The sequence below is a fragment of the Methylobacterium indicum genome (assembly GCF_001043895.1).
GTDB classification, from domain to species: Bacteria; Pseudomonadota; Alphaproteobacteria; order Rhizobiales; family Beijerinckiaceae; genus Methylobacterium; species Methylobacterium indicum.
The window spans coordinates 17,431-31,885 of the sequence record NZ_JTHF01000175.1 but is presented as its reverse complement, the minus strand read 5'-3'; the positions used below and the strand labels follow the sequence as shown (position 1 = coordinate 31,885).

Sequence of the window (14,455 nt, the reverse complement as noted above, 5' to 3'; positions counted from 1 at the left end):
CGATCTCGGCCGAGCCCGACGCCCGGCGCCCGCGGGGGGTGCGGGGAACGGGGCTCCCCGTGCTCCCGCTCGGTATGGACCGGGAACCGTGCGAAACCCCTAACGGCCGGAGGGCGCCGGGCCCGTCGTCCGCCTGCCATTAAGCTAAGCCTGCTCGCGCGCACGGGTTCCGTCCGCGGGGTCCGGATCGGCGCCTCGGCTTGACAGCATCCCGGCCCCGTGGTCGGAACGCCCCCGGACCGGCGCGTGGCCGGGGCAGCGGAGCGGTGAGCGGCGTGGGAGACAGCGTGCGACGGATCGGACGCCGGGTGCGGGCCGCCGCCCTCGGGCTCGCCCTCGGTGCGGGCCTCGGGCTGCCGGCCGGCGGTGCCCTGGCGCAGGGCGCGGTCAAGCAGACCTTCGACGACTGGCAGCTGCGCTGCGAGACGCCCGCCGGCGCCAAGGCCGAGCAATGCGCCCTGGTGCAGTACGTCGCCGCCGAGGACCGGCCGAACCTCTCCCTGGTGGTCATCGTCCTGAAGACCGCCGACAACCGCGGCACGCTGCTGCGGGTGGTGGCGCCCCTCGGCGTGCTGCTGCCCTCCGGCCTCGGCCTCAAGGTCGACCAGGCGGAGATCGGCCGCACCTCGTTCGTGCGCTGCCTCTCCACCGGCTGCGTCGCCGAGGTGGTGATGGACGACAAGCTCATCACCCAGCTCAAGACCGGCCAGCAGGCCACCTTCATCGTCTTCCAGACGCCCGAGGAAGGGGTCGGCATCCCCCTGTCCCTCAAAGGGTTCAAGGAAGGCTTCGACAGCCTGAAGTGATCCACGACCGGGAGAGGACCGTGACGGCTCGTTGTCTCCGCAGCCTCGGCACCTGCAGCCTCGGCGCCGTCCTGACGCTGGGCGTGCTCGCGGCTCCGGCGCAGGCCCAGACCGCCGCGCCGCAGGACGAGGGCAACCCCTTCGTCAACATCTTCAAGTATGGCGGCACCACCAAGCCGCCGGAGGCCCCGCCGAGCCCCGACGACGTCTACTGCCCGATCATCGACGTCACCGAGGGCGGCTCCTCGCTCCAGACCATGGCCGGCGGCACGGTGCGCACGCAGATCCGGCTGGGCCAGCTCAGCCGCGCCTGCCGGCCGGGGCCGAACGGCGGCACGGTCGTGTCGGTCGGCGTCCAGGGCGTCGTCCTGCTCGGCCCCGGCGGCGCACCCGGCCGCTTCAACGCGCCCGTCTCCATCACGGTGAAGAACGGCACCCAGATCCTCGCCCGGCGCACCCACCAGGGCGCGGTGACGATTCCCGCCGGCCAGGCCAGCGGCTCCTTCACGGTGATCGAGGACGGCATCGTCGTGCCGGCCGCCCAGGCGAAGGACTTCGACATCGAGGTCGGCCTCGGCGCCATCGGCAAGCCGGCGCGGGCGCCGCGGCGCAAGCAGGCCGCGCCGCCGCCGGCCGACGGTTGACCGCCCGGGTGGCGTCCGATTCCTGCCGCATCGTTCCCCACCCGGACCCGGACTTCACCCGCGCGCTGATCCCCGGGCGGCCGACGGCCGGGCGGTGGCTCGCCCTCGACATCGCCCTCGACCGCTTCGCCGATCCGGTGCGCCCGCTCCTGCGCTTCGTGCGCGCCGAGGGCAGCCACGAGGACGCCCTGCTGCCGGGCCCGGTGCTCGGGTGCGCGACCTGGCTCGGACCGGTGCCGCCCGGCACGACCGCGATCCTGCTCGCCGCCCCGGCGGAGGGATTTCGGGTCGAGGCGCGGCTCCTGTCCCGCCCGGCCATGCTGGCCTTGTGCGCCCGCCGGCGCCCGGACAAGTTGCCGGTCGCGCTCTACCAGTGGCTGCGCCGCGACGCGCGCCGCCTGCGCAACACCCTGCGCATCGCCGCCGGAGTCATGCCGCTCTCCCGCTATCCGGCCTGGAAGGCGGCTCGGACCCGGCCGGTCGAACCCGGCTTCGATCAGCCGCCAGCCGGTCCGCTGCCGCGCCTCGGCCTGATCCTCGAAGCGCTGCCGGAGGAGGCCGGGGCGGTGCGGCGCACGCTCGCCGCCCTGATGGCCCAGGACCATGCCGACTGGCGCCTCGCCCTGTGCTGGCGCGGCCCGGTTCCCGCCGGCATCCCCGCCGATCCGCGGATCTCCGGCGAGGGGCTGCCGGCCGGCGTCGCGCTGGGTCATCTGCGGCCGGGCGACGAACTGGCGCCCGATGCGCTCACCCATCTCGCCGCCGCCTTCACGGGTGAGACGCCGGCCGACCTCGCCTATGCCGACAGCGAGACCGAGACGCCGGACGGCCTGCGCCCCGCCCTCAAGCCGGGCTGGAGCCCGGACCTCGCCCTGACGACCCTCTATCCCGGTCGGCCGCTACTGGTGACCGCGGACCTCGCGGCACGCAGCCGCTGGGCGCCGGAGCAGGGGGCCCGGGCGCTCCTCCTCGCCGCGGCCCTGGCGGAGCCGAAGAGGGTCCGCCGTATCCCCCGCATCCTCTGCCGCACGGTGCCGGACGCGCCCGACCCCGACGGCCACGCGGCCGACCTGACGGAGGCGCTGCGGCGGGCCGGCGGGCCGGCGGTCCTGGCGCGTCGCGGCGACGTCCTCGATCTCGACTGGCCGCTGCCCGACCCGGCGCCCCTGGTCTCGGTGATCGTGCCGACCCGCGACCGGCCGGACCTGCTGCGCGTTGCGGTGCGGGGCGTCCTGCACGACACGGCCTATCCGGCGATCGAACTCGTCATCGTCGACAACGGCTCGACCGATCCCGCGGTGGCGGCACTCTACGCCGAGTGGGCGGCGGATTCCCGGGTGCGCCGCCTCGACCGGCCGGGCCCGTTCAACTTCTCCCGCCTCGTCAACGACGGCGCCGCCGCGAGCCGCGGCGCGATCCTGGTACTCCTCAACAACGACGTCGAGGTGCTGCACCCCGATTGGCTGTCCGCGATGGTGCGCCAGGCCCTGCGGCCGGAGGTCGGTGCGGTCGGGGCTAAGCTCCTGTTCGGCAACGGCCGGATCCAGCATGCCGGCGTCGTGGTCGGGCTCGGCGGCCGGGCCGGGCACATCCTGCGCAACCGCCCGGCCGACACGCCGGGGCATCTGCGCCGCCTCACCGTGGCGCACGAGGTCGCGGGCGTCACCGCCGCCTGCCTGGCGGTGACGCGCGAGAAGTTCGAGGCGGTCGGCGGCCTCGATGCCGAGGCCTTTCCGATCGACTTCAACGACATCGATCTCTGCCTGCGCCTCGGGGCGCGGGGCTGGAGGTCGGTCTGGACGCCGCGGGCCACGCTCGCCCACCACGAATCGGTCAGCCGCGGACCGAGCGTCGGCCCGGCCCGGGCCCGGTTCGAGGCGGAGGGCGACCGGTTCGCGGCCCGCTGGCGGGCGGTGATCCGCGACGACCCGTACTACCACCCGGCCTTCTCGGTCACGACCTTCGGGGAGGAGCTGGAATGAGGCTGCCGCCTCACCCGGCCTTCGACCTCCTGCGCTTCGCGGACGGGCAGCCCGGGCCCGCCCGGCGCTGGCTCGTCCGGCTGCTCCTGGCGCTGAAGCGCCCGGGCGAGGCCCGGGATGTCGCCCGGGCTCTCCTCGCCGGCAAGCGCGTGCGGGCCCGCGACAAGGCGGCGATCCTGTGGGGGGCCCGGCACGCTCTGGTCCCGCCGCCCATCGCCCCGGGCGATCCCGAGGCCGTGCCGGGCCTGCGCGTCGCGACGCCGGACGAGATTCACGAGGGCACCGCCGCGCTGGCCGCCATCGTGGTGCTGACGGCGCCCGGCCACCGGCTGCTTCCGGGGGCGGCGACCGCCATCGCCGAGGCGTTCGCGGCCGATCCCGGCCTCGGTGCGCTCTACGGCGATGCGGCGGTCCTCGGGGCCGGGGGCGAGCCCCGGTTGCCGGTGCTGCGCCCGGCCTTCGATCCCGACTACCTGCTCGCCGCCGACTATGTCGGCCCGGTGGTCGCGTTCCGCCGGACGGCGCTGGACCGCCTCGGGCTCGATTCCTCGCTGCCGGGCGCCGAGGCCGCCGACCTGCTGCTGCGGCTCGCGGCCGAGGACCCGTCCGCCGTCCGCCACCTCCCACATCTCCTCTCGACCTGGTCACCCGCTGCGGCCTCCCCGCCCGAGGGCTGGGCGTCGTCGCGCCGGATGCTGGCCGAGCGCCATCTCGCGGGTGCAGGCCGGGTCGAGGCTGCCGGCGGTCTCCTGACCTTGCGCCGCGATCTGCCCGCGCCGCCGCTCGCCAGCCTCGTCATTCCGACCCGCGATCGGGTGGAGCTGCTGCGCGCCTGCATCGAGAGCATCCGGGCCCACACCGACTGGCCGTCCCTCGAGATCATCGTCTGCGACAACGACAGTCGCCACCCGCGCACGCTCGCCTATCTCCAGCGGCTCGCTGGGGAGGGGGTCAGGGTGCTACCCTGCCCCGGCCCGTTCAACTTCGCGGCGATGAACAACCGGGCCGCCGCGGAGGCGCGGGGCAGGCTCCTCGTCTTCGTCAACAACGACGTGGTGGCGCATCAGTCCGACTGGCTGCGGCGGATGGCCGAGGAGGCCCTGCGGCCGGAGGTCGGCGCGGTGGGGGCGAAGCTCCTCGACGTGCGGGAGCGGATCCAGCACGGCGGCATCGCGCTCGGCACCGGCGGCCTCGTCACCCACGCCCATCGCCACTTCCCCGGGACGGCGCCGGGCTACCTCGCCACGCTCCGGGTCACGCACCGGGTCTCGGCGGTCACGGCGGCCTGCCTCGCGGTGGAGGCGCAGAAGTTCCGGGGGGTCGGCGGCTTCGACGAGGCGGCCTTCGCGGTCGACTTCAACGATGTCGACCTCTGCCTGCGCCTCGACGCGGCCGGCTACCGGACCCTGATGGTGTCGGGCGCGGTGCTCCACCACCACGAGGCGGCGAGCCGGCGCTGGAATCCGGAAGCCCGCCTCCGCCACGAGGCCGAGGTGGCGGCGCTGCGGGCGCGCTGGGGGGCGCGGCTCGCCGCCGATCCCTGGTACCACCCGGGCTTCGATCCGCGGGCGGGGACCTACGAGAGGCTGCGGCCGTGGGCGGAGGCACCGTTGCGGTGAGGCCCGGCCGCGGGGAGAGGGAACCCGGTTCCCTCGTCCGCGGACAGCCTTGTCGCCCAAACGGCGACGGGGCCGCTCCCTCTCGGAAGCGACCCCGTCATATCGGACCGGACGGCCGTGCCGGCGCTTACTGCACCAGGCGCGGCCCGCCGGTCTGCACCTTTTCGTTCTCGCCCAGGATGCCGAGGCGGCGGGCCACCTCGGAATAGGCCTCGATCAGGCCGCCGAGATCCTTGCGGAAGCGGTCCTTGTCGAGCTTGTCCTGGCTCTTGATGTCCCAGAGCCGGCAGGAATCCGGAGAGATCTCGTCGGCGACGACGATGCGCATCATGTCGCCTTCCCAGAGCCGGCCGGTCTCCATCTTGAAGTCGACGAGGCGGATGCCGACGCCGAGGAAGAGACCCGACATGAAGTCGTTGACCCGGATGGCCAGCGCCATGATGTCGTCGATCTCCTGCGGCGTCGCCCAGCCGAAGGCCGTGATGTGCTCCTCCGACACCATCGGGTCGTTGAGCTGGTCGTTCTTGTAGTAGAACTCGATGATCGAGCGCGGGAGCTGGGTGCCCTCCTCCAGGCCCAGCCGCGTCGCCAGCGAGCCCGCCGCCACGTTGCGCACCACCACCTCGAGCGGGATGATCTCGACCTCGCGGATCAGCTGCTCGCGCATGTTCAGCCGGCGGATGAAGTGCGTCGGCACGCCGATGTCGTTGAGGTGCTGGAAGACGAACTCCGAGATCCGGTTGTTCAGCACGCCCTTGCCGTCGATCACCTCGTGCTTCTTGGCGTTGAAGGCGGTCGCGTCGTCCTTGAAATGCTGGATGAGCGTGCCGGGCTCGGGACCCTCGTAGAGGACCTTCGCCTTGCCCTCGTAGATGCGACGGCGGCGGTTCATAGGCGTGTACCGTGGTTTGAGGAAGTCCATGGGGCCGAGGCTCCTGACGACGTGTGGGACCCGCGGCGCGGCGACCTCTCAGGAGAAGGTCGGGCCGGGGGACGCGTCGATCCGGGGCGTCCCGGCGGCCGGCGGTAAAATACCCGAACCGCGAAGGCAGCACAACGCGTTAGCCGGAGCGCCCGGGAGGCGCCCGGCCGCCGCTGCGATGAATGGCGGTCATTGGTCGCGACGATATGCGCATGGCTTTCCCCCGATGCAAGCGTGGCCGGAGGGGGCGGCATGTCGCGGGCGCGGGGTCCCCGCCTCGACGGCGGCGCCACCCGTGACCTAAGCTCGCCGTCCCGAGCCGCGGTGAACACGCGGCCGGCCGATCAGACCGGGAGGGACCACGATGGCGGAACGGGGTGGAGCGGTGGCCGCGCTGGCGGCGCGATTCCGCGAGGGCAAGCCGCTGATCACGGCCTGGTGCGGGATCCCCGAGCCCGCGGTGGCGGGGCTGCTGGCGGCCGAGGCGTTCGATGCCGTCACCCTCGACATGCAGCACGGCGCCCACGACTTCGACAGCATCAACCGCACGATCGCCCTGGTGGCGGCCCGCGGCAAGCCGACCCTGGCGCGGGTGCCGGTCGGCGGCTTCGCGACCGTCTCGCGGCTCCTCGATGCCGGGATCTCGGGCGTGATCGCCCCGATGGTCAACACCGTCGAGGATGCGCGGCGCTTCGCGGCCCTGGCCAAGTACCCGCCGATGGGCGAGCGCAGCTGGGGGCCGAACCCGGCGCTGGCGCTCTCGGGCCTGGCGCCCGAGACCTACCTGCGCGAGGCCAACGGCTTCTGCCAGACGCTCGCGATGATCGAGACCCGGGAGGCGCTCGCCGCCCTCGACGACATCCTGGCGGTGGACGGGATCGACGGCATCTTCATCGGCCCCTCCGACCTCTCGATCGCGCTGTCGAACGGCGCCGGCCTCGATCCGGACGGCGCGGCGGTACGCGACGCGCTCAAGCACGCCATGGCGCGCACCCGGGCGGCGGGCAAGCGCATCGGCATCTACGCCCTCTCGGCCGCTCGCACCCGTGAGCTGATCGCCGAGGGCTTCGACCTGATCGCGCTCACCGGCGATTCCGCCCTGCTGCGGGCCGGCGCCCAGGCGGCGCTCAAGGAGGCGCGGGGCTAACCGCGCCGCGCGGCTCGGGCGAAGCCCGCGGCGATGAACTGCCCGGCATGGTGCAGGGCGCCGTCGTCGATGCCGTGGCCGATCCCGGCGGAGAGGTGCCACTCCGCCGGCACGTCGGCGGCGGCGAGGGCTTCCGCCGAGAGAAACAGCGCGTCGACTGGGATCACCTCGTCCTGGTCGCCGTGGGCGAGCAGCACCGGCGGCACCGCGGTGACCGCAGGCGCCAGGCTCTCGGGGCCCTTGCCCTCCTCCATGACCAGCATGCCGGACAGCCCGACCACCGCCGCCACCGGGGCGGGACGGCGCAGGGCGACGTGCAGCGCCATCATGCAGCCCTGGCTGAAGCCCACCAGCGCGAGCTGATGCGGCCCGAGGCCGTGCGCCTCAAGTTCTGCGTCCAGGAAGGCGTCGAGCGTCGGCCCGGCCCGGTTCACGCCGCGCCAGCGCTCCTGCGGATCGCGGAAGGTGAGCGAGAACCATTGCCGTCCGAAGCCCTGGATGCAGGGCTCGGGCGCATGCGGCGCCACGAAGGCGGCGTCGGGCAGGAGCGGCTGCCATTCCTGCGCCAGGTCGATCAGGTCGTTGCCGTCGGCGCCGAAGCCGTGCAGCAGGACGACGAGCTGACGCGGTCGGGCGCCCGAGCGGGGCATCAGGCGCGGGCCGGGGAGGATCGGCATCGGGTCTCGGGCTCCTGTGCAGGGGAGAAGTGTGCCTGGAGCGTTGAGCCCGGACGGGGATCCACTTCAAGCGATTTTGAACCCGGACCGAGACCCACGCCGTCCCGCCTCCATGCTACCGTCAGGGAAGATCCGACAGGTGTGAACGGCCATGCACCATCGCTTCCCTCGGCTGCTCCGTTCCCTCGCCCTGCGGCGCATCGGCTGCTTCGGCGCCATCCTGCTCGGCTATGGCGGTCTCGCGCTGGCCCTGTCGTCCGCGCGAATCGGCCTCCAGACCAGCACGGCCGAAGCCGTGGGCGGTCTTGCCGTCTGGTCGGTCGTCATCCTGATCGTCGGCAACCGGAGCGCAGACGGCTGGCTCTCCCTGCAGGACCATGCCGATCTCTACATGACGGCCGTCTGGCTGCTCGTTCAGGCCTCCGGACAGGCCCTGGCCGCCGCTGCGAGCCTGATTCCCGATCGCGCCTGGCCGATCCTGCTGGTGCTCTCGCCGCTGCCTCCCCTGGCGATCGGCACCATCGTGCGCCGCGCGCTGTTCTCGGCGGAGGAATGGCCGAGCTGGCGGGGGCCCGTCACGCCCCGCCGGCCCGTGGAAGCCGGGACGCCCGGCGCGCCGACCTGAGCGTCCGCGGCGGGAGGCGGGTGTCTCCGGTCATCCCGGCAGCTCGCCCGGCGCGGCACGGCGCGCCCTTCGAGAAGCCGGAGGCGTGCCGCTGCCATCAGGGAGACAGAGGCGCGCCGTCGCGCGCCTTGGCCACCCGGTAATAGGCCCACAGCACCTTGGCGGCGACCCCGCGCCACGGGCGCCAGGCGTCGGCACGGCGCGTCAGCGCGGCGGCGTTCGGGCGGGTCTCCAGCCCGTCGGCGAGGCGGGCCGCCTCCTGAAGGGCGAGGTCGCCGGCCGGGAAGGCGTCCGGGTGGCCGAGGCAGAACAGCAGGTAGACGTCCGCGGTCCACGGGCCGATCCCGTGGACCGCCACCATCAGCCGGTGGGCCTCGTCCGCCGGCAGCGCGTGCAGGGTGTCGAGGGGTAGCGCGCCGTCGAGGATCGCCGCAGCGGCCGCCCGCAGGGTCCGGATCTTCGGCGCCGACAGGCCGGCCTCGCGCAAAGGATCGTCCGGCGCGGCCGCCAGGGCCTCCGGCGTCAGGTCCGGCAGGCGGGCGGTGAGCCGGCCCCAGATCGCCGCGGCGCTCGCGGTCGAGATCTGCTGGCCCACCACGATGCCGGCCAGGCCCGCGAAGCCCGGCGGGCGCTTGCGCAGGACCGGTGCCGCGCCCTCCGCGGCGAGCCGCGCCATCACCGGGTCGAGCGCTGCCAGCGCCGCCACGCCCTCGCGCAGCACCGCCTCGGAATCGAGGAGCGGCCCGGTGACGCCGGCGGCGTCCGGGCTTATGGCGGGGAAAGTCCTCGTCGTCCGCATCCCGCCGTGTCGCCTCCCCGCCTGCGCTTCGCCCCGAGCCCGAACGGGCGCCTGCATCTCGGCCACGCCTACTCGGCGCTTCTCAACGCGGAGACGGCCCGGGCGCTGCACGGGACGCTGCTCCTGCGCATCGAGGACATCGACCCCCAGCGCTGCCGGCCGGAGCTGACCGAGGCGGTGTTCGCCGACCTCGCCTGGCTCGGCCTGACGTTTCCCGAGCCGATCTGGCGCCAGTCCGCCCGGATGTCCACCTACCGCACCGCCCTCGAGGCCTTGCGGGCGAGGGGCCTCATCTATCCCTGCACCTGCACCCGCCGGGAGATACAGGCCGCCGCCGGCACCGCCCGCGACCCGGACGGGGCGCCGCTCTATCCGGGCACCTGCCGCGGCCGGTCGGTGCCGGACGCTCCCCATGCCTGGCGCCTCGACATGGCGCGGGCGCTGGCGTTCTGCCCGGGGCCCTTCGCCTACACGGCCTTCGCGCCGGGGGAGCCGGAGACGGTCAGCGCCGCCGATCCGGCCCGCTGGGGCGATGCGGTCATCGCCCGCAAGGACGTGCCGACGAGCTATCACCTCGCGGTGGTCCTCGACGACGCCGCGCAGGGGATCACCCACGTGGTGCGCGGCCAGGACCTCGAAGCCGCCACCGACCTCCACGTCCTGCTCCAGCGGCTCTTCGGCCTGCCGACCCCGCGCTACCATCATCACGGGCTGATCCGCGACGAGGCCGGCGACAAGCTGTCGAAGAGCCTGCGCTCGGAGGCGCTGGCGGCTTTGCGCGAGCGGGGGGAGAGCCCGGAGGCGGTTCGGGCGCGGCTCGGCTTCCCGGCCCGGTGATGCGCCGTCAGCCGGCGAACCTTTCGCGATAGGCGTGCGGGCCGGTACCGACGCGACGCAGGAAGCCCCGGCGCAACGTCTCTTCCGAGCCGAAGCCGCAGGCCCGGGCGGCGCGGCCGACGCTCGCGCCCTGCTCCAGCAGGCGGCGGGCCGCCTCGATGCGGATCTCCTCCACGGCCCGGGCCGGGGTGTGGCCCGTCGCCTCGCGGTAATGCCGCGAGAAGCTGCGCGGGCTCATGGCGGCCCGGGCGGCCAGGGCTGGCAGCGAGAGGTCGGCCGCCAGGTTCTCGCGGATCCAGGCGTGCAGGCGGTCGAAGCGCCCGTCGCCGGCCTGCAGGGTCAGGACCGCGCTGAACTGGGCCTGCCCGCCCGGCCGCTTGAGGTAGACGACGAGCTGGCGCGCCACCGCCAGGGCGTGGTCGCGGCCGAGATCCTCCTCCACCAGGGCGAGGGCGAGGTCGATCCCGGCGGTGACGCCCGCCGAGGTCCAGACCGCGCCGTCGCGTACGAAGATCGGATCGGGATCGAGCCGCACCGCGGGGTATGCCCGGGCGAACTGGGCACAGCGCCCCCAATGCGTCACCGCCCGGCGGCCGTCGAGGAGACCGGTCGCCGCCAGCAGGAAGGCGCCGCTGCACACCGAGGCGGTGCGCCGTGCCGCCCCGCAGCGCCGCCGCAGCCAATCGACGAGGTCGCCATCCCGGCAGGCCGCATCCACGCCCTGGCCGCCGGCCACGACCAGCGTGTCCAGGGGCGTCTCCGCGGACGGCAGGCTCTCCGCCGGCAGCGGCAGGCCGGCGCTGGAGTCGATCGGGGTCGTCCGGGCCACCAGGGCGGTCTCGTAGGGGCGATGCGGGCCGGCCGCGAGGTCGTTGGCGGTGGCGAAGACCTGGAGCGGCCCGGCGACGTCGAGGAGCTGGACGCCCGGGAAGGCCAGGATCTCGATGCGGCGCGCATGCGGCATGGCGTGGCTTTGGCGAGGGGTGGCTTTGGCGAGGGGTGGCTTTGGTAAGGGGTGGCTTTGGCGGGAAACGAGGGCATTCTGGCGATCGCGCCGAGACCTGCGGGTTTACGCTGACCGGCGTCAACCCGGGAGATCGTCCTCGTGTCGCTCAGCTTCGGAATCCTCGTCTTCCCGCAGGTCCAGCAGCTCGACCTGACCGGGCCCTACGAGGTCTTCGCCTCGGTGCCCGACAGCGCCGTCCACCTGATCTGGAAGGACGGCGAGCCGGTGCGCTCGGCCACCGGCCTTCCCTTCGTGCCGACCGCGACCTTCGAGACCTGCCCGCCCCTCGACGTGCTCTGCATCCCGGGCGGCGCCGGGGTGAACCCGCTCCTCGAGGACGAGGCGGTGCTGGACTTCGTGCGCAGCCGCGCCCGCGAGGTCCGCTACCTCACCTCGGTCTGTACCGGCGCGCTGGTCCTCGGCGCCGCCGGGCTGCTGAAGGGCAGGCGCGCGACGACCCACTGGTACGCGCACGACTTCCTCGCCCGCTTCGGCGCCGTGCCGGTGCAGGACCGGGTGGTGCGGGACGGGACCCTGATCACCGCCGGCGGCGTGACCTCGGGCATCGATTTCGGGCTCGCGGTGGTGGCCGAACTCATGGGCCGCGAGGAGGCCGAGACGGTGCAGCTCACCCTCGAATACGCACCCGCCCCGCCCTTCGGCGCCGGCACCCCGGCGGAGGCGCCGCCGGCCGTGCTGGAGCGGGCGAGGAAGCGCCTCTGCGGCTCCCGGGCGGCCCGGGAGGCGATCGTCGGCCGGATCACCTGACGCCCGCGGCGTCCCGCCTCAGCGCATCGCCTCGCGCTGCGCCAGGGTGGTGGGCGCGCCCGACTTCTGGATCAGCCCGTCGATCTGGTCGCGCTGGCGCCGGAACTCGGCGAGCAGCCGCCCGTCGAGCTCGCGGCCGCGGGGCACCCGGATCTTCATCGGGTCGACGAAGTGGCCGTTGATGATCACTTCGTAGTGCAGGTGGGCGCCGGTCGAGAGGCCGGTCGAGCCGACATAGCCGATGATCTGGCCCTGGCGCGCCTTGGTGCCGGTGCTGACGCCGCGGCCGAACCGCGACATGTGGTTGTAGGTGGTGACGTAGCCGTTGGCGTGCTGGATCTCGACCCGGCGGCCGTAGCCCGAATCCCAGTCGGCCTTGATGACCGTGCCGTTGCCGGCCGCGAAGATCGGGGTGCCGATGCGGATCGACCAGTCGACGCCGGTATGGAGCTTGGCGTAGCCGAGCACCGGATGGCGGCGATAGCCGAAGCCCGAGCTCATGTTGCCGTCGGCGACCGGCTTGCGCAGCAGGAATTTCTTGAGCGACCGGCCGGCCTCGTCGAGGTAGTCGACGCTGCCGTCGTCCGGCGACTGGAAGCGGTAGATCCGCCGCGACTCGCCGCCGAGGTTGAGGGCCGCGAACAGGATGTCGGGCCGCTCGGACGAGCCGCCGGATTCCTCGTCGTAGGTGTAGAACAGCTCGATCCCGTCGCCGGGCGCGACGCGGCGCTGGAAATCGACGTCGTAGCCGAAGATCCGCACCAGGTCCTCGACGGTCGAGCGCGGCAGGTCGTGGCGCGCGGCGGTCTCGTAGAGGCTGGCATAGAGGCGGGCGCCCGTGCCCTCCTCGTCGTCGTCCGCCTCGGGCTTGGCGGCGGGCTTCTGGGCGACGCCCTCCGGCACCGGCGGGGCCACCGACACGAAGGCGCCGCGGTCGTTCATGGCGGCGATCGCCTCGACGCCGGATTCGCCGTAGAGGATCACCCGGGTGAGCTGGCGCGGATCGCCGACCTTGGGGCCGGGCCCGATCTGGAGCCGCATCTGCTGGCCCTCGCCGACCGCGCCGGAGCGGACCCGGGTGCCCAACGCCGCCAGGATCGGACGGACCTGCTCGTCGAGGCCGCCATTGGCCCTGAGCACGCCCTCCAGGGTCTCGCCGCGCTTGATCGCGACGTCGCGGTCCTCGACCAGCGGCGCGTCGCGCTCGCGCTCCATCTTGGCGAGGTCGGTGACGTTCTCGCGCATCACCCGGACCTCGATCGACTTGAACGGGCCGGACGCTCCCCCGAAATCGCCGGTACCGTCGAGGCCCGGCAGGGTCGTCATGCTGCGCAGCGTGCGCGAGAGCATCAGCTGCGGGGCGATCGGCAGGGCGGCCCGCCGTCCGGCCTCGGCGGCGAGGCGCCGCTCCTCCTCGATCTGCGCCGCCACGTCCTCGTCGGACAAAGCCGGCGCGCCGGCCGGTACCGCCAGGTCGCCGAGGTCGCGCTTGACCACCGAGACCTCGGCATCCGGCGCGTCGGCCGTCGCCGACTGGGCATCGGGCGCACGCTCGAGCCCCGGATCGCTGAAGAAGCGCATCGGGTCGAAGGGCGGGATGTCGGTGGCCGCGATACCGGCGGTGGTCGAGAGCGCGGTGGCGATCCGCACGAAGGGCCGGACCTTGATGATCTCGCGCTCGCCCGCCCGCAGGGTGACGGGCGCCTTGAAGCTCTGCTTGGCCAGCGCCACCATCGGGTTGCGCACCAGCCGGTCGCCCTTTCGGGAGAGGTTGGTGCCGCCCTCGCTCGCCACCGGGCGGGGGGCCACCGCCACGGCCTGGGGCAGTTCCGCGAAGGTGATCTCGCCCTGGAGCGAGACCCAGATCGCCGAGCCGATCAGGCCGGCGCCGGTCATGCCGGTGAGCACGCAGGCCGCGAGCCAGCGCAGGTTCACGTCCCGGCGGTCGGCCCGCGGCGAGGCGGCGCCCGAGAGGTCGAGGGGCGGCTCGCGGCCGGGATCGGCCGACCGGCCGCGCGGCGCCTGCTGGGATCCGACCGGGTCGAGGCGCGCACGCTTCACCGTCACTCCTTCGCCTTCTCGTATCGGTGCCATCGAGCGGCGCCATCGGGCGCCGCGGGGCCGGGCAGGGAGCGCTCCGCGCTGCCGCGACCATGCGTGGGCGACGCCTGGAAATCAACGGCGGGCGGGGCCGGCTCCCCAGGGGGATCCTGCCGGAAACCTCGGGGGTCTCTCCGGCGCCAGGATGTCAGGATTGAGGCCGTTCCGGGATCGCGGCTTGCCCCGCGCGCTGGGTTGCAGGCGCAGAGGGCACCTTGCGATGCTCGATGAGACAGAAAAGTGTTCGCGAGAGGCGGGAATGAATGGTCGGAGTGGCAGGATTTGAACCTGCGACCCCCACGTCCCGAACGTGGTGCGCTACCAGACTGCGCTACACTCCGACGCGCCCGAAGGCACGGGTATCATGTTTACACAGCACCTTGTTCAGATGGCTGCTGTCTCGGGAAGACTCAGGCTCGTGAGAGCGCTGGTCGGAGTGGCAGGATTTGAACCTGCGACCCCCACGTCCCGAACGTGGTGCGCTACCAGACTGCGCTACACTCCGAACGGCCGGCCGCTGGCC

13 protein-coding genes and 2 tRNA genes are annotated in these 14,455 nt (G+C 73.6%); 8 read left to right on the top strand and 7 right to left on the bottom strand.

What is annotated here, in order from left to right; translation table 11 throughout:
- Positions 1-287: 287 nt before the first annotated feature.
- From QR78_RS20495 to QR78_RS20480, 4 genes are read left to right on the top strand one after another with little or no spacing between them, the layout of a single operon-like run.
- Entirely contained in the window at positions 288-806 is a 519-nt protein-coding gene (locus tag QR78_RS20495) for an invasion associated locus B family protein (protein ID WP_420865494.1), read from the top strand.
- Between the two features lie 20 nt (positions 807-826).
- Positions 827-1,450, top strand: coding sequence for a hypothetical protein (locus QR78_RS20490; RefSeq protein WP_048429427.1), 624 nt, complete (start codon positions 827-829; stop codon positions 1,448-1,450).
- A gap of 8 nt (positions 1,451-1,458) precedes the next feature.
- Positions 1,459-3,432, top strand: a complete 1,974-nt coding sequence (locus tag QR78_RS20485; RefSeq protein ID WP_048429424.1) for a glycosyltransferase family 2 protein — start codon at positions 1,459-1,461, stop codon at positions 3,430-3,432.
- Complete coding sequence (locus tag QR78_RS20480; RefSeq protein WP_048429423.1) at positions 3,429-5,051, top strand: glycosyltransferase family 2 protein; 1,623 nt, start codon at positions 3,429-3,431, stop codon at positions 5,049-5,051. Before QR78_RS20485 ends, QR78_RS20480 begins: the two co-directional genes overlap by 4 nt.
- A gap of 127 nt (positions 5,052-5,178) precedes the next feature.
- Here QR78_RS20480 and purC read toward each other — a convergent pair whose 3' ends face one another.
- A complete protein-coding gene (purC, locus tag QR78_RS20475; protein ID WP_048429422.1) occupies positions 5,179-5,973 on the bottom strand; it encodes a phosphoribosylaminoimidazolesuccinocarboxamide synthase in 795 nt (264 codons plus the stop codon).
- Between the two features lie 364 nt (positions 5,974-6,337).
- Between purC and QR78_RS20470 the strand changes: the two genes are divergently transcribed.
- Positions 6,338-7,120 carry an HpcH/HpaI aldolase family protein gene (locus tag QR78_RS20470; protein ID WP_048429421.1) on the top strand — a complete coding sequence of 261 codons (783 nt, stop codon included), beginning with the start codon at positions 6,338-6,340 and terminating at the stop codon, positions 7,118-7,120.
- On the opposite strand, the gene QR78_RS20465 is transcribed toward QR78_RS20470, so the two are convergent.
- Positions 7,117-7,797: an alpha/beta hydrolase gene (locus QR78_RS20465; protein ID WP_048429420.1), complete on the bottom strand. Its 681-nt coding sequence runs from the start codon at positions 7,795-7,797 to the stop codon at positions 7,117-7,119. The genes QR78_RS20470 and QR78_RS20465 overlap by 4 nt on opposite strands.
- A 151-nt stretch (positions 7,798-7,948) precedes the next feature.
- Here QR78_RS20465 and QR78_RS20460 point away from each other — a divergent pair, with 151 nt between their 5' ends.
- Entirely contained in the window at positions 7,949-8,422 is a 474-nt protein-coding gene (locus QR78_RS20460) for a hypothetical protein (RefSeq protein ID WP_048429419.1), read from the top strand.
- A 97-nt stretch (positions 8,423-8,519) separates the two neighbouring features.
- On the opposite strand, the gene QR78_RS20455 is transcribed toward QR78_RS20460, so the two are convergent.
- Positions 8,520-9,221: a DNA-3-methyladenine glycosylase family protein gene (locus QR78_RS20455; RefSeq protein ID WP_048429418.1), complete on the bottom strand. Its 702-nt coding sequence runs from the start codon at positions 9,219-9,221 to the stop codon at positions 8,520-8,522.
- Positions 9,222-9,227: 6 nt separating this feature from the next.
- Between QR78_RS20455 and gluQRS the strand changes: the two genes are divergently transcribed.
- Complete coding sequence (gene gluQRS, locus QR78_RS20450) at positions 9,228-10,058, top strand: tRNA glutamyl-Q(34) synthetase GluQRS (protein ID WP_048429417.1); 831 nt, start codon at positions 9,228-9,230, stop codon at positions 10,056-10,058.
- 7 nt (positions 10,059-10,065) lie between these two features.
- Here the strand turns inward: gluQRS and QR78_RS20445 are convergent, their stop codons facing one another.
- Positions 10,066-11,022 carry a GlxA family transcriptional regulator gene (locus QR78_RS20445; RefSeq protein ID WP_048429416.1) on the bottom strand — a complete coding sequence of 319 codons (957 nt, stop codon included), beginning with the start codon at positions 11,020-11,022 and terminating at the stop codon, positions 10,066-10,068.
- Positions 11,023-11,163: 141 nt separating this feature from the next.
- Here QR78_RS20445 and QR78_RS20440 point away from each other — a divergent pair, with 141 nt between their 5' ends.
- On the top strand, positions 11,164-11,832 hold the full coding sequence (locus QR78_RS20440) for a DJ-1/PfpI family protein (protein ID WP_048429415.1): 669 nt from the start codon (positions 11,164-11,166) through the stop codon (positions 11,830-11,832).
- Between the two features lie 18 nt (positions 11,833-11,850).
- On the opposite strand, the gene QR78_RS20435 is transcribed toward QR78_RS20440, so the two are convergent.
- The 3 genes from QR78_RS20435 to QR78_RS20425 all read right to left on the bottom strand — a co-directional run bounded on the left by QR78_RS20435 (position 11,851) and on the right by QR78_RS20425 (position 14,437).
- The gene (locus tag QR78_RS20435; protein WP_244276408.1) at positions 11,851-13,893 is read right to left on the bottom strand and encodes a M23 family metallopeptidase; all 2,043 of its coding nucleotides are present in this window, start codon (positions 13,891-13,893) and stop codon (positions 11,851-11,853) included.
- Positions 13,894-14,196: 303 nt separating this feature from the next.
- Positions 14,197-14,273 (bottom strand) — tRNA-Pro (locus QR78_RS20430).
- A gap of 87 nt (positions 14,274-14,360) precedes the next feature.
- Positions 14,361-14,437, bottom strand: a tRNA-Pro gene (locus QR78_RS20425).
- Positions 14,438-14,455 lie beyond the last annotated feature (18 nt).